Below are 16082 nucleotides of genomic sequence, written 5' to 3' on the forward strand. Positions count from 1 at the left end.
GAAGGAGAATATAAATGAAAGTTATTGTAGTCGGAACTAATCATGCGGGGACAACTGCTGTTAGAACCTTAAAAAGATTGGACCCTAAAGCAGAAGTTGTTACTTATGATAAGAACAACAATATTTCGTTTTTGGGATGTGGAATCGCATTATGAGTTTCAGGAGAGATAAAAGATCCAAACGGTTTATTTTATGCTTCACCAGAAATTTTACAAAGTGAAGGCATTAAAGTAAATATGGAACATGAAGTATTATCAATTGATAATAAAAGTCAAAAAATTCGTGTAAAAGATTTAAAAACGGGCAAAGAATTTGAAGACAATTATGATAAATTGATTTTAGCAATTGGATCATGACCAATCATCCCACCAATTGAAGGCATTAATCAAGATGGTGTTCATATTGTCAAATGATACCAACATGGGGAATTGGTTAAAAAAGCAAATGATGATAAAAATATTAAAAATGTTGTTGTGTGTGGAGCAGGATACATTGGTGTTGAATTAGTTGATGCTTTTCACCAAAAAGGAAAGAATGTGACCCTAGTTGATATTTCTGATCGTATTATGCCACGTTATTATGATAAACCATTTACTGATAAAGTTGAAAGTGCGATGCGTGAAGCAGGCATTAATTTACGTGGTGGCGAAAAAGTTGTTAAATTCGAAGGAAATAATAACAAGGTAACAAAAGTAGTAACTGATAAAGGTTCATATGATGCTGATTTAGTAATTTGATCAGTTGGATTTAAACCGGCAACAGAAATTTTAAAAGGTGTTGTTGATTTAGACAAAAATGCTGCAATTATGGTTGACCAATATATGAGAACTTCTGATCCAAATATTTTGGCAATTGGTGATTGTATTGAGGTTTATGATAATGCGAAAAAAGCACCAGCATATATTGCACTAGCAACAAATGCTGTTCGAACAGGAGTCATTGCTGCTGTTAATGCTTTAAAACCACAAGGCTTAGAATCACCAGGATTTCAAGGTTCAAATGCCATTAATGTTTTTGGCTGAGCATTAGCTTCAACAGGAGTAACAGAAACAGTTGCAAAAGATCTTGGTTTTGATTATGAACAAATTACTTTTACGGATAATGATCGTCCAGAATTTATGGAATCTTATCATGAAGTTTTAATTAAAATTCTTTGAGACAAAAAAACAAGAAAAATTATTGGAGCACAAGTTGGTTCAGTAGTTAATCATACAGAAGTTATGTATATGTTTTCATTGGCAATTATGAAAGGAGTTACAATTGATGAATTACCATTAGTTGATATTTTCTTCTTGCCACACTTTAATAAACCATATAACTTTATTACTTTACCAGCATTAGAAGTATTAGGTTTAAATTACTTTAAAAAATAATTATGATTTGTTTTAAGAATACTTCCACTGATGTTTACTTTAATTTAGCGTTAGATGAATATCTTTTGAAATATGATTTTAAAGATGATATTTTCTTTTTGTGAAAAAATTCTAATACAATTGTAATTGGTCGAAACCAAAATACGATTGAAGAAATTAATTTGCAAGCAGTTGAAACAGATAAAGTAAATGTTGTTAGACGAATAACAGGGGGAGGAGCTGTTTATCAAGATGATGGAAATTTATGTTTTTCCATTATCGTTGATAAAAATAATGAAATCGCAAAAAATTATGAAAGTATTTTGCAACCTATTATTAATGTTTTACAAAAACTTGGCTTAAACGCTAAGTTTGCCGGTAAAAATGATATTGAGATTGATGGTAAAAAAATTTCTGGAAATGCTCAAATAAAATATAAAAATCGTTTATTACACCATGGAACATTTTTGTTTGATGTTGATTTAAGCAAGATGCAAAAATATTTGAATGTGGATCAGAACAAAATTGTTTCAAAAGGGATCAAATCAATTCCTGCGCGTGTCAGTAATATTCGACCATTGTTAGAAACTGAGATTACGATTGATCAATTTATGGAATTTATTACAAAGGAATTATTAGCCCAAGGGACAAAAGTAATTGATTTACCATCTGATATTGTTGTGGCGGTTAATAAATTAGCAGCCGAAAAATATCGAACATGAGAATGAAATTTTGGAAATTCACCAGAATTTAGTTATCAAAATAAAATTCGTTATGAAGGAAAAGGAACTGTTGATGTTCGTTTAAATGTTAATGAAGGAAAAATTACAAATATTAAATTTTTTGGCGATTTTTTAGGTTCAGGTGGGACAGAAGGCCTAGAAAAACTTTTAACAGGATGCGAATATAGTTTCGATAAAATTAAGACAGAGTTATTAAAAATTAATCTTAAAGAAATTTTTGGGGAAAAATTTGAACCCCAAGAAATTTTAGATGTCATTTTTAATTAAAAACTCCACTAAAACAGAAAGGAAGGAATTAAGAATGTATTTTGACAAGTTTAATTCGTTAAAAAATGAAATGCTTCAAATTATGGATGCAACAGGAAAAATTGTTAAACCAGAATTGATGCCAAAAATTAGCGATGATGAAGTTTTAACAGCGTATAAATTAATGTGTTTATCACGTCGCCAAGATGATTTCCAGAATAAAATTCAACGGCAAGGACGAATGTTATCATTTTTATCTTCGACAGGACAAGAAGCAACAGAAGTTGCATATGGAATGCAAATTATTAAAGGAAAGGATTGATTTTCTTCAGCGTATCGGAATAATAGTGCTTGATTAGCAACTGGGGTTCCAATGCGAAATATTATGTTATATTGATGTGGAAATGAATTGGGAAGTAAAATGCCAGAAGGAATTAATACTTTATCAGTAAATATTCCAATTGCAACTCAATATTCACATGCTACTGGTTTAGCATTTGCTGAAAAATATAGTAAACGTGATGGTGTTGTTATTACAACAACTGGTGACGGTGGTACTTCAGAAGGAGAATTTTATGAAGCAATTAATTTTGCCCAGTTACATGAAGTTCCCGCAATTTTTATTGTTGAAAACAATCAGTATGCGATTTCAACACCACGTCGAAAAGCAACAAAAGCAATTAACTTTGCTGTAAAAGGTGTTGCGGTTGGAATGCGTAATATTTTAGTTGATGGGAATGATTTCTTTGCTGTATATGCTGCCGTTCAAGAAGCAATTAGTTTTGCTCGCAAAGGAGAAGGACCATCATTAATTGAATGTTATACTTATCGATTAGGAGCGCACTCATCAGCGGATGATCCGAAAGTTTATCGCGATGAAAAATTACACGAAGAATCATTGAAAAAAGATCCATTAATTCGTTTAAAAGCATATTTAATTGCGCAAAAGAAATGATCAGACAAAGAACAAGAAAAATTAGATGCGGAACAAGATAAATTTATTAAAGAGGAATTTGCTTGAGTTGAAGCAAACAATAATGTTTCAATTCATGATATTTTTGCCTATACATATGCAGAAATGCCAAAATTTTTAGAAGAACAATATCAAGAAGCAGAAGCATTTTTTGCGAAATATCCAAGTAAAGGAGGACATCACTAATGCCAGTTGTAAATAATATTCAAGCATTAACACATGCGTTAGATTTAGCAATGGAAAAACATAAAAATATTGTTGTGTATGGAGAAGACGCTGGATTTGAAGGTGGAGTCTTTCGAGCAACGCTTGGTTTACAAGCAAAATATGGGGAAGATCGTTGTTTTGATGCCCCAATTGCGGAAGCAACTTTAGTTGGAACGGCTGTTGGAATGGCAATTAATGGAATGAAACCAATTGTTGAAATGCAATTTGAAGGATTTTCATATCCTGCTTTACAACAAATTTTTACCCATGTTGCCCGTATGCGTAATCGTTCACGAGGACGTTTTACTTGTCCTTTAATTGTTCGTATGCCGATGGGAGGGGGAATTCGTGCATTAGAACATCACTCTGAAGCAATGGAAGCGATGTTTTCACATAACCCGGGCCTAAAAGTAATTATTCCTTCAACACCATATGATACTAAAGGATTATTATTAGCGGCTGTTGAGGCACAAGACCCAGTAATTTTTTTAGAACCAACAAAAATTTATCGTGCGTTTAAACAAGAAATTCCTGATGAATATTATACTTTACCAATTGGAGAAGGGTATAAAGTTCAAGAAGGAGACGATTTAACAATAGTTACTTATGGCGCACAAGTTGGTGATTGTGAAAAAGCACTAGCACAACTAAAAGAAGAAGGCGTAACAGTTAATGTTGATTTAATTGATTTACGAACAATTCAACCATGAGATCGTGATATGGTTATTGAATCAGTTAGAAAAACTGGGCGAATCTTAGTTGTTCATGAAGCAGTTCGTTCATTTTCAGTTGCTGCCGAAGTTATTACGACAGTTAATGAAACTTGCTTTGAATACTTAAAAGCTCCTGCTGGAAGAGTAACAGGTTATGACATTGTGATCCCATTTGATCGTGGAGAACATTATCATCAACCATCAGTACAAAAAATTGCTGTTAAAATTAAAGAATTAATTGGCTACCAATTTTAGATAGGAGTTGTAAGAGAAATGGTTAAATTTAAATTTGCAGATATCGGAGAAGGATTAACTGAAGGAAAAGTTGCTAATATTATGATTAAAGTTGGCGATAAAATTAAAGATGGAGATGAAATGTTTGCTGTTGAAACAGATAAAGTTAATACAGAAATTTATTCTCCTTGTGATGGAATTGTTAGCAAAATTAACATGAAGATTGGTGACACAATTTATGTTGGGGATGTTGTTGTTGAAATTGATGATGGGGGAGCGGATAGCGCTGTGGTCCAACCAGCACCTGCCCCAGTTGAAGAGGAAGAAAAAGCAGCGGGAGTTGTTGGAGCAGTGCCAATTTCAAACACTGTTTTAGCACCTCGTCATTTAACAAATAATACTAATGTTAATAGTGGAAATAATAATGTGCTATCAACACCAATTGTTCGTAAAATGGCTGCGGACTTGAAGATTGATTTAACAAAACTTCAAGGATCAGGACCAAATGGTAAAATTATGAAAGCTGATTTAACACAAAGCGGTGGCGCATCAGCAGGTCCATCTTTATCAGCGATGCCAATTGAAATTCCAAAAATTAATGTAACAGGGGCTACTCATCGTGAGCCAATGTCGCCAATTCGGAAAGCAATTGCCAAACAAATGACATTATCAAAAACCGTCATTGCGGAAACAACATTAATGAAAAATATTGATGTTACAAAATTAATTGAAATTAGAACCCAATTAAAAGGCCAAGCAGAAAAGCAAGGTGTGAAATTAACTTATATGCCATTCTTTATGAAAGCATGTGCTATTGCTTTAAAAGATTTTCCAATTTTAAATTCATCATATGATCAAGATCAACAAGAAATTATTTTCAAAGATTACTATAATATTGGGATGGCAGCAGATACGCCAACTGGTTTAATGGTTCCTGTTGTTAAAGGTGTTGATCAATTAAATGTGATGCAAATTGCAAAAATGGTAAATGATTTAGCAACAAAAACACGTGAACGTAAATTAAAACCAGATGAAATGAGAGATGGTACTTTTACAATTACGAATTTTGGATCAGCTGGAATTGAATTAGCAACACCAGTTATTAATTTCCCAGAAGTTGCGATTTTAGGAGTTGGAATTATTAAAAAAGCACCAGTTGTTAATAACAATAATGAAGTTGAAATTAGTTCAATCTTACCATTATCATTAACAATTGATCATCGTTTAATCGACGGTGCTGATGGTGGTCGCTTTTTAGCACGGGTAACAGAATTATTAGAATCACCAGCTTTATTATTATTGTAAGAGAAGAGGTTATGAGATGGAAAATAAATATGATGTAATTGTTGTCGGAGCAGGTCCAGGTGGATATGTTGCGGCAATTAAAGCAGCCCAAGAAGGTTTTAAAACATTAATTATTGAAAAAGAATATTTTGGTGGTGTTTGTTTAAATGTTGGTTGTATTCCAACAAAAGCATTATTAAAAAGCAGTAAAGTTTATGATTTAATTGGTCATGCTGATAATTATGGAATTGATATTACAAAAATGACGGAAGTAGCACCAAACTGGTTAAAAATGCAAGAGCGGAAAGCAAAAGTTGTTACCCAATTAACAAAAGGGGTTGAGTTCTTATTGAAAAAGAATAAGGTCGATCTAGTTAAAGGTGAAGCTAAAGCAATTGACAAAAATACTATTGAAGTTGCGGGGAAACGTTATACATGTACAAATTTAATTATTGCCACAGGAAGTGTTTCACGTAATTTACCATTACCTGGATTTGAAGAAGCGGCCAAAGCGGGGTATGTTATTTCATCTACCGAAGCTTTATCATTACCACAAATTCCAAAAAAATTAGCAATTATTGGTGGTGGGGTAATTGGAATTGAATTTGCTTGCTTATACCGTCGTTTAGGAACAGAAGTAACGATTTTACAAGGTTTAGATACTATTTTAGAATTATTAGACAAAGATATTCGCGAAGAATTAACAAAACTACTAATTAAAAATAATGTTAAAATTGAAACTAATGTTAAAATTAAAGAAATTAAAGATAAAACTGTTATTTATGATAATAGTGCGGGAAAAGAAGTTAAATTAACAACGGATTATTGTTTAGTATCAGTTGGGCGCGCCCCTATTATAACTGGTTTTGAAAATATTGGTTTAAAAATTGGTGAACGAAAAAATATTGAAGTTGATGATCAATGTCGTACTAATTTGCCTGGTGTTTATGCAATTGGGGATGTTGTTGGAAAAGCAATGTTAGCTCATGTTGCTTCAACACAAGGATTATTAGTAATTAATAATCTTAAAGGAAAAAATGACAAAATGAATTACAATCGAATTCCGTGATGTATTTATTCCTTCCCAGAAGTTGCAACTGTGGGAATAACAGAAGAACAAGCGATTAAAGATAAAATAGCGTATAAAGCCTTTAAGTTTCCACTAGCTGCTAATGGAAAAGCAATAGCGGATGGTGAAACTGATGGATTTGTTAAAATTCTATGTGAACCAAAATATGGGGAAATTTTAGGAGCTCATATTGTAGCGGCAACAGCAACAGATATGATTTCAGAAATTACTGTTTGTATGGAAACAGAAGGGACAATTCATGAATTTGGAAAAGCGATTCATCCGCATCCAACTTTATCAGAAGTCTTAATGGAAGTTGCTCATGGTTTAGAAGGACATGCGATTCATATTTAAAGTTACTAAAAGTAACTTTTTTTTTTGGAAAAAAAGATTATTAATTCATCGGGTCCTAACCAAAATCGCTGTAATTGCATTTATTCTTAATTTTGCTATAATAAGTCCATATTAAATGAAAAAAGTAATATAAAGCGGAAATAAGGAAAAATTAATGGCAAAAAAACCAGGGAGTTGACATAAACTTAATAAATTAACAAACAATGTTACAGTTGCTTCACGTAAAAAAGGATGAATTGCAACAATTTGTGCAATGTTATATGTTGCGGCGTTAATTCCGTCATCTTATTTTGCTGTGCAATTTTTAGCAAAAGTTTTAAGTTATGGTGGAATTAAAACTGATGGTCCATTGCCAAACTTTGATTCGGGGGATTATTTTCAAGTTAATTTTGCTAAAACAATAATGCGGGATAACACGAAAAAGACGCCAATCTTTGCAATGCATGAAATCGCGCCTGATCCAAGCAAAGGAATTGCGGCTCAAACAGTAGTTCAAGCGACATCATTACGATTAGAATATGCTTATAATTTTATTTTTGAAAAAGCTCCTACCGCCTATATTGTTAATAATATCTTTTTCAAAGGAAGATATAGTGATGCCAAACAAATTCAGATTTTAAATATTTATACTGATTCCCAGGGAACAAGACCATTAGGATTAGCTGATGTCCAAAAAAATAAGTTAAATTTAATGGAAAATATGTTGTATTTAAAAATTAAATATAAAGGTGAAATCCAAGCAACATTAATTTGGATGCCAACTCTTTTTGTTGGTATTGAGGGATTTTTATCAAACTTTTTAAATTTTAAAGTTGCAGAAACAATTAATAAGGATAGAGATGACCCAACAATTTGAGAAAATCAAACGAAAATTCTTGGTAGTCAAGCGAACAATATTATTGTTAATGGAAGTAATAAGAGTTTGGCATTAAATGATGCAGCGTATGCTGCTTATAAAATAAAATTTACTGATTTTTATCAAGAAAATAAAGGTCCGGATAAAGAGTTTATTGGAGATTATAACCCATACAGTAATTTTGTTATTTCAAGTGTTAATCCAAATGATGAGATTATACCAGGGATTTCTATTGATACTGTTGGATATATGTTTGATATGGACCGTGTTGTTCAATCAGCTCACGAAAAATATAAGAATTTAAATCTTAAAGCTTTACCGCAAAGTGAACCTAAAATTGGCGGCAAATATATTCCACAATTATTAATTTTTCTAATTAATGTCTTAGAAACATCAAAAAACCCGGGATTAGCGTTGCCAGAAAGTTTAATTCCGAATGATTGGAAAGATTGATATCAGTTAGTTGAACCAAAACGATTAGATGTAACACAACCAGAACAATTTTATTTTATGTTTTTGCCAAAAGATGCAACAATTCAAAATATTATTGGTAATCGTTTACGTGACCAAGTAAAAACTGTTTTAAGTGGGAAAGAATCATTAGCAACTGCTGTTACAGATTTGGAAAATGATGTCTTAAGTAATCCTAATGATTCAAAATATAAATGGGTTTATGATTGAAATGCCTTACCATTTCAATCATATGGTTTCATTGAAAAAGCTGATTATACTATTGTTAAACGAACAATCCAAGAAAAACAAAATTTAGAGCTTAATTTTAATTCTGATGATAGTTCAGAACCAGAATTTATAACAATTGATCAGCCATCATTACATTCAGTTACTAATTTAGTTTATCCTGGTGATCGAGATGCGTATACAATTGACGATCCGCAGAAACGTAATACATTATTTACAAAATATTGGAGTGCTAATTTATATGGTGCTACTGCACCATTAAATCAAATTAACATTGATGTTAGAAATCATGGTTCTGACGAAAGTAGTTTTAGAAAAATGCTAATGAATCAAATTATTGATCGAACATGAGATTTTATTCAAAATATTGCTCACAAAGCAAACAATAAATTAAATATTATTAATAGTATTTCGAAACCACAATATAACACTATGTTTGAAGCTGATTATCAAACAACATTTACCCCTCTTAACAATTATCATAGCGGGGCTGGGACAATTTTAGATTTATATGATGCTATTGTGAATAATGATGAAGCGCGATATAGCCCTTATACTGTCCTTGATATTAAATTAGCATTAAAAAATATTGACGGTATTCCACCGTATTTAAAGGATATTACGTTCCGTTTTAATATCAATTATACATAAAAGAACAAATCGTGTATAATTATAATAACAAATACAGTACCAAATATCTTTAACTAAGGAGGATTACAAGATGCGTAAAATTTTAACACTTTTAACAGCAAGTATTTTAACAAGTACACCAACTGTTAGTATTATAGGATGTGGAAATCCGTCGCCAGCAAAAATTAATGGCAAAGAAAATATTGGTACCGAATTTACTTTAACAAATGATGTAATTGTGACGGATGATAGTGCTCCAGTTATGACATCAATTATTGAACAAGCACAGGCCGAAAAACGAATTTCCGCTGAGTTAAAACCAGATATTTTTGTTATTACTGACCATTTTAATTTAACAAAACCAGATGTTGATAATACTCCGCAAAATGGTTGAGTTGTCTTAACGGTTCGTGATCAAAATGATATTCCTTATAATGGCTCAATTACAATTCATTTTACTCTAATTAAAAAAGCATCAATTAAAATTAATGATTCAATTCAATTAAATAATGTCTGAGACATTACGAAATATGATTCTATTAATGACTTGTACCAAGATATTTGAGAAGCAGCAATTAATGATTTTAAGGACAATACCCCAACTAATTATGATACATATGATATGGGTGGCTTTTCATTACCAGAAAATTTTAATCAAAATTTAGATGTTGAAATGATTGCAGTTTACAATGGTAAGGCTAATACCCCAACGGCAAGTTATAGTGGTAATGTTGTAATTAAGTTAAAAATTATTAGTTATCGTGCGGAAGTTGATCTGAAATTAAAAAGAAATAATTTGCCATCAGCAACCTTATATGATGCTGTTTGAGCGGAAGTTAAAACTTATTTTGCAACTGATGTTGGTACTTCAGATGATCGTAATGATTATATTATTGATTGAAGTACTGTTACAGAGCCAGCTGTTGGTGAATTTACTGTGCTAAACTTCTTAGCAACTCCAAAACAGTCAGAAGTACATCATTATATTCGGGTTATTGGTAAAATTAGTAAAAATCCAATTCAATTGCCAGAGCAAGTAACATTACCAAACCCAATTGTTGTGACACAATTACAACGCCCAAATCTTGATAAAGAAAAAATTTGACACTTGGCAATGCAAGAAGCAAATTTAGAAGATGGACCACAGTTAGATGAATTTGATACATCAAAATGAGAAAGCATATTATCAAAAGAATGGCCAAGTATTGGTGGTTCAACAGTTGTAGAATTAACAGCAAAAAATCTTAATATAAATCTAATGTATAGCGGGGATATCAAAATTATCGTTCACTTGGTTAATGAAGGAACTGCTATTAGTTTGTTATCAATTGATCCAATTTCGTTACTTCGTGATGATAATGATACAGTTGATTCGGTCTTAAAATTAGTTTGAGAAAAAGTTATTAATACCCCAGAATGAAATTCTAACTTATCAAAGGATTTGAGTAAGTTTAAAATTGATCGAAAAAATGATTTACAAAGAGCCTTAGAAACAGCCCAAAATAGTGGCACTTGAGGAACTTATACAATTTTTATTAATGGTAATCAAGAAGAGGGTTCTGGACGAGATGTTGAAATTATTGTGAATGGAAAAATTAGAATTGTTGATAATTAAATAATTCGTAATTTGATAATTGTTTTCACAAGAAATAAAAAAGGAAACAATAATTCCCTTTTTATTAAGAGATTATGATTAGTTCAAAGTTGAGGTTATGTAAATACTAGTTTTTATATTTTATGAGGGATAGTATTTTTTAGAAAAAATGCTATAATCATTGTAAATGAAAAACACAGTATTAATTTTAGGTGGTATTGATGAGCAGAAAAAACAAATGAAAAGTAAAACAAAGTTTGCAAGAAAATGATATTCGATTAACACGAATGTATTTTAATAATCGGATGGAAATTATTGGAAGGATTATGATTTTAATTGCTCAGGCAATTATGTTAGGAGTTATTATTATTGTATCCGCTTCATTAGCGATGATTACAACTAGTAAGCTTCCTATTCCCGCTGTTTTTAATAATCTTGGTGTTGCCGATGCTGTTTTTCGAGGTCTTACTATTATTCTTGCCCTTTTAGGAATCATTTTTTCTTTAATTTTTGTTATTCCGACATTAATTGCCCGTAATATTAAATCTGTCAAACTAATAGGGGTTATTTTTAATACGTTAGGATGCTTTTTTGCTTTGTTAATGTTAGCAATAAGTATTGTTGCTTATCTTTTTATTCCGGTTCGTTTGAATTTGCCAGGGGTTATTATGGCTGGCATTTGTTTTTTTGTTCTATTTTGAGGTAGCTTTTTCTTATGATTTTCTGCAGCACAACAGCAAAAAAGAATTAATATTGCTGTTGCTGAAAGTTTAGATTTTAGATCTGAATTAAAAGTGATTGAGTAGGAAGGTGTCAAATGAAAAAGGAGAAGACAATTATTACAAAAGATGATGCAACAGCAGATATGGTTCAAAAAATTCAATTTGTTGAAGATAATCGACCGGCGTCATTAAAAAATTTAGACAAAACTGTTTTTGATAAAACAGTGAAGTCTTTAGGTGAATATGAATTGAAGCAGAAAAAGCAAGGAAAACTTTTACCATATCATTATAATGTTGATGCCACCAAATATTATTTTTCAACAAAAAGTGAAAGTTTAGCCCGAATAATTATTGTTTTTTCACAATTATTATTAATTGTTGTTTCATTAATTTATATTCCAACTTTAAGCCAAGTTGTTGTTCAATTTCTTATGTCGCTAATTTCAAAAGCAAATAGTCCTTTTACTGGACCAATTATTGCAATTGGGCAACCAATTGTGTTTGCTGTAATTATTTTTTTAGCAATTGTATGGGTTTCAACTTTCTTTTTATTAACAATTCCAATTTTAATTGCCCAGACATTACGAACTGTTCGTATTTGAACAAATATAGTAAATATTGTTGGTAGTATTAATTCGGCAATTATCTTATTAATTGCAATATTACAACTTATTTATGTTAAAGGTGCCGTTGCTGAATTAAATATTAATCCGTTTATTTTGCCAGGACTTATTGGTGGTTCTTTTGTTTGTTTTACAATAGGCTGCAGTTTATTAGCAACTGGACGGAAAAAATATCAACGAAAAGTTGAAAATGAATTAGCAATGCAAATTCGTGCCGCACGAGAATAAGGAGGGTTAGGATGTTAACAAAGATTAGTTCAAAACGTGATGAATTAGCATTACAATGAAATATTAGAGTTGAAGTCGCGACACGATTATTAATTATTGGTTTTTCTATTTTGGGTACTTTTATGGGTTATTTTATTAGTGCTGGTTGTGCAATGGCTTACAATAATATTAAAAATTTGACAGGTGTTATTTCGCATCGAACATATGAGATTCATTATATTATTGCTGGTGTTGCTGGTTTAATCATTGCCTTCTTTTTCTTTTGCTTTATTGGCTTGCCATATCTTAAGTTAAAAAAAGCGGCTAGTTTTAAAAGTTGAATTATTATTTCAATTATTTTTGCAGTTATATATTATACAATTTGTTTTATCTTGGGTGTGACTTATATTGGAATGTTTAAAACAATTAACACTTATTTTATTGTGGCTTTTGTATTAATTAGTGTTTGTATTTTAGTAATTTTTCCCTCATATATTTTATTATGGCGAGAAGTTAAAAAACAATGAATCTTACGGAAAAAATTTGAATATTTAGCAGATGAAGAACAAATAAAAGAAGTAGAAGTAAAGTTAGCAACATTAGAACAACAACGAGAGCATCTTGTTGAATTAGAGACAATTAAGTACAATAAAGAAAAGTATAGTTTAAAAAATCTAACAGAAAAAAAACCGCGGATTTATGTTCAAAAATTAATTTTAGAACAGCACGAAGAAAATCAAAGTACAACGAAAAATAAATCTAAAAAAAATAAGAAGAATTAATATTAACAGAGGGGGGAAATTACGAATGATAAAAGAAGATAAAGATAGTAATATTTTAGTATCATCAAAATCATTACGGCAAAAATGATCTCGAAAAACAAATTTAAAAGTTTTTGCTATTATTGGAACAGTAGCAATTGCTGGTGGACTAGGAGGCATTATTTATTCTGTTATAGCGGCTTCTTCTTATCATAATAAAAATCCATGAGATAATACAACATTATTAGATAATAATATTACTAAAATGGTAAATTCCCAACTTTCAAAACCATTAATTGATTTTAATGGTAACCCTGTGCCTAATAATTTTAATAGTTATGTTCCATTTGTGGTGGGAGAAAAAGATGATATTGATATTTATGCTAATTTAAGAAATATTCAAATTATTCAAGAAATTTTTGCAAAAAAAGATTGAATTAGCCATAATTTAACAGCCGTTCAAACAATGTTAAAAGGAACAGGAGCAATTTTATCGGGGACTCAAATAATTTACCAAGGAAATCGTTTGAGTTTAGTTTTAAGACCAAAAGTTTTAACTTATCCATATAATGATGGGGATGATAAATATGGGTTAGTAACAGTTACTCCTGTTGATAAAGATCGGGGTTTGTTTACTTATAAAATTAGATTTGTTTTACAATTAATTGCTACTGATAATATTGGCTATTATATTGATTTAAATAAAGCTTTTGATTATACCTATGATACTACCGAAGCAATAACACCAACATTATTAAGTTTAAGCCAAATGTTGAATTTAATGAAAAACAGTAAAGTTGTTACATTAGTTCAAAAATATGGCATTATGTTAAATACTAATAATGAAATGATTTTAAATAGCCTTCTAAAGGAATATTATCCGTTGGTAAAACCAGATAATAGTATTCTTCTTAATGAAGAGATTCTTAATAAAAATGGTCAAGCCTTTGCTAAAATCAATGGAACCCCTTCAGCAAGTGACTTAACTTTAAACATTAAGTATAATTCTAAGAAGTTTAATTCTTTACAACAATTTGGGGCTAGTCTTTTTGATTATCCTGATGCTAATTATATAGCCATGGCCAATATTTTTGCCAAGATTAAAATTAAAATGCCAACCTTTGTTAATATTAAAAATAGTTACGATTTATATGATCGAAATACTGATCAAACGTTTTTAGTTGGAGCAATGAACAATCAACGGGTGAATTCTTACCAGGGTTATATTAAAGAAATGGGTTTGGAATCAGATAATATTGCGGATAATTTTAATTATGCAAATGGTGATTCTAGTCAATATATGTGAGGTTCTGAACATCAAATTTTTTATAACGAAGTATTAATTCAATTTTTAAATATTAATAATAATAGTCTTTTCGATAAAATTAATCGTTCCCCGACTAAAATCTATTATAATCAACAAAGTTATACTAATAGTTCAATTAATTATCAAGACTTTAATTTGATTGATAGTGTTAAAAATGTAATTGACAGTGTTCAGTACAATGAGACATCAGATAAAATGGATATGCTTTTAACAAACAAAATTGATGCAATTAAAACAAATTTAAAAAATTATTTGTTAAAAAAATTAAATAACTCATACATTAAAATCAATAATATTGTAAAAATGATTACTGTTGGGACTGAGATGAATGATACAGCAATTAATGGAACAACTTTTAAAAAACAACCCCCAGTTAATGGGAGCTCCCGTCGCGATGAAAAAAAAGTATTTCAAGATAAAGTATTAACTTTCCCTAAAATTTCTGTTAATGTTCAATTTTCATATGATGGTACTGTTAATAATATCTATAATTTATCACATGAATATCAAATTCCAAATAAGGTTGTGGAAGATATTTATGGTGTTTATAAAAATAATCTTAATGTTTTACAATCAGGTTTTGCTTTGCCAAAGATGTATACAAGTTTGGATAATATTAAGTTATTGAAAAATGATTATCAAGATGTAATTACAAAAATTGCTAATAAATGAGAACAAAATAATGAAATGGGAACTGGGCAACCAGGTTATCCGGTTGAAATCTCAAGGAGGGATGCCTTTGATATTAGCCTAAATGAAGTTAATGTTGGCAGATATAACAATGATAACTTACGAGTTGGAAGATATAATGCAACAATTGTGGCAAATAAAAGTTCATTAAATTACCAAGGTAGTTTTAAAACTGATAATATTCAAATTACAGCAGCTCCAATTAGTGCTATTACTTTCTCTCAATTTGTAGTAGATAGTTCCTTGACAGAACAACGTGCCTATCGAGCGATTAAAACGGGAATCATTGATCGCGCACGAAATAGAGGCTTAAATTTTAGTGAATATGATTTTAATATAGATGGTATTTCGGAAAATAATTTAGTAAAATTAACAACTCAAAATAAAACAATTACAATTACGGCTGTTGGAAATGACAATGTTTTAGCAGGAAAGGCAACTTTTGATTTAATTGTTAACCCTGTTTCACTTACTAAGTATTATAATAATATTAATCCTGGTAAGCAAAAAGTTGGCAATGTAGTTCAAGATGTTATGAATAAAATTATGTATCAATTAAGTGAAGCAATTAATCATGATGGTTATAATATTAATGATATTAATAGCTATTTTACAATTAGAATCAATGATCCTAATTTTCAACAATTAAATCCTAATGATATCTTATTAGCACCAGGTCAGTATTGGTATAATATTGAAGTAATGCGAATGAGTGGTTCAAAATATTTTGATGGAATTATATCTGGGATTTTTATTGTTGAAAATTAGGAAAAATGTAATTTATTTGTTTAAAGTTAG

The 16082-nt window shown here is 30.4% G+C and carries 12 protein-coding genes; all 12 read left to right on the forward strand.

Annotation, left to right across the window (positions count from 1 at the left end; genetic code table 4):
- The first annotated feature begins 14 nt into the window (after positions 1–14).
- Entirely contained in the window at positions 15–1373 is a 1359-nt protein-coding gene (locus tag ACQH24_RS01845) for an FAD-dependent oxidoreductase (RefSeq protein ID WP_425380347.1), read from the forward strand.
- 2 nt (positions 1374–1375) lie between these two features.
- Positions 1376–2362, forward strand: coding sequence for a lipoate--protein ligase (locus tag ACQH24_RS01850; RefSeq protein ID WP_425380348.1), 987 nt, complete (start codon positions 1376–1378; stop codon positions 2360–2362).
- Between the two features lie 34 nt (positions 2363–2396).
- A complete protein-coding gene (gene pdhA / locus ACQH24_RS01855) occupies positions 2397–3500 on the forward strand; it encodes a pyruvate dehydrogenase (acetyl-transferring) E1 component subunit alpha (RefSeq protein ID WP_425380349.1) in 1104 nt (367 codons plus the stop codon).
- Positions 3500–4489 carry an alpha-ketoacid dehydrogenase subunit beta gene (locus ACQH24_RS01860; RefSeq protein ID WP_425380350.1) on the forward strand — a complete coding sequence of 330 codons (990 nt, stop codon included), beginning with the start codon at positions 3500–3502 and terminating at the stop codon, positions 4487–4489. The genes pdhA and ACQH24_RS01860 overlap by 1 nt, the downstream gene beginning before the upstream one ends.
- A gap of 18 nt (positions 4490–4507) precedes the next feature.
- Positions 4508–5773 carry a dihydrolipoamide acetyltransferase family protein gene (locus ACQH24_RS01865; RefSeq protein ID WP_425380351.1) on the forward strand — a complete coding sequence of 422 codons (1266 nt, stop codon included), beginning with the start codon at positions 4508–4510 and terminating at the stop codon, positions 5771–5773.
- 16 nt (positions 5774–5789) lie between these two features.
- Positions 5790–7175, forward strand: a complete 1386-nt coding sequence (gene lpdA / locus ACQH24_RS01870; protein ID WP_425380352.1) for a dihydrolipoyl dehydrogenase — start codon at positions 5790–5792, stop codon at positions 7173–7175.
- 154 nt (positions 7176–7329) lie between these two features.
- Complete coding sequence (locus ACQH24_RS01875; RefSeq protein WP_425380353.1) at positions 7330–9381, forward strand: hypothetical protein; 2052 nt, start codon at positions 7330–7332, stop codon at positions 9379–9381.
- Positions 9382–9451: 70 nt separating this feature from the next.
- A complete protein-coding gene (locus tag ACQH24_RS01880) occupies positions 9452–10975 on the forward strand; it encodes a hypothetical protein (protein ID WP_425380354.1) in 1524 nt (507 codons plus the stop codon).
- A 200-nt stretch (positions 10976–11175) separates the two neighbouring features.
- A complete protein-coding gene (locus ACQH24_RS01885; RefSeq protein WP_425380355.1) occupies positions 11176–11760 on the forward strand; it encodes a hypothetical protein in 585 nt (194 codons plus the stop codon).
- Between the two features lie 11 nt (positions 11761–11771).
- Positions 11772–12527: a hypothetical protein gene (locus tag ACQH24_RS01890; protein WP_425380356.1), complete on the forward strand. Its 756-nt coding sequence runs from the start codon at positions 11772–11774 to the stop codon at positions 12525–12527.
- Between the two features lie 11 nt (positions 12528–12538).
- Positions 12539–13288 carry a hypothetical protein gene (locus ACQH24_RS01895; protein ID WP_425380357.1) on the forward strand — a complete coding sequence of 250 codons (750 nt, stop codon included), beginning with the start codon at positions 12539–12541 and terminating at the stop codon, positions 13286–13288.
- Between the two features lie 25 nt (positions 13289–13313).
- Positions 13314–16052 (forward strand): hypothetical protein, encoded by a 2739-nt coding sequence (locus ACQH24_RS01900; protein ID WP_425380358.1) that lies wholly within the window; start codon positions 13314–13316, stop codon positions 16050–16052.
- The last annotated feature ends 30 nt before the right edge of the window (positions 16053–16082 follow it).

The sequence above is a fragment of the Spiroplasma endosymbiont of Stenodema calcarata genome (assembly GCF_964031205.1).
Classification (GTDB): domain Bacteria; phylum Bacillota_I; class Bacilli_A; order Mycoplasmatales; family Mycoplasmataceae; genus Spiroplasma.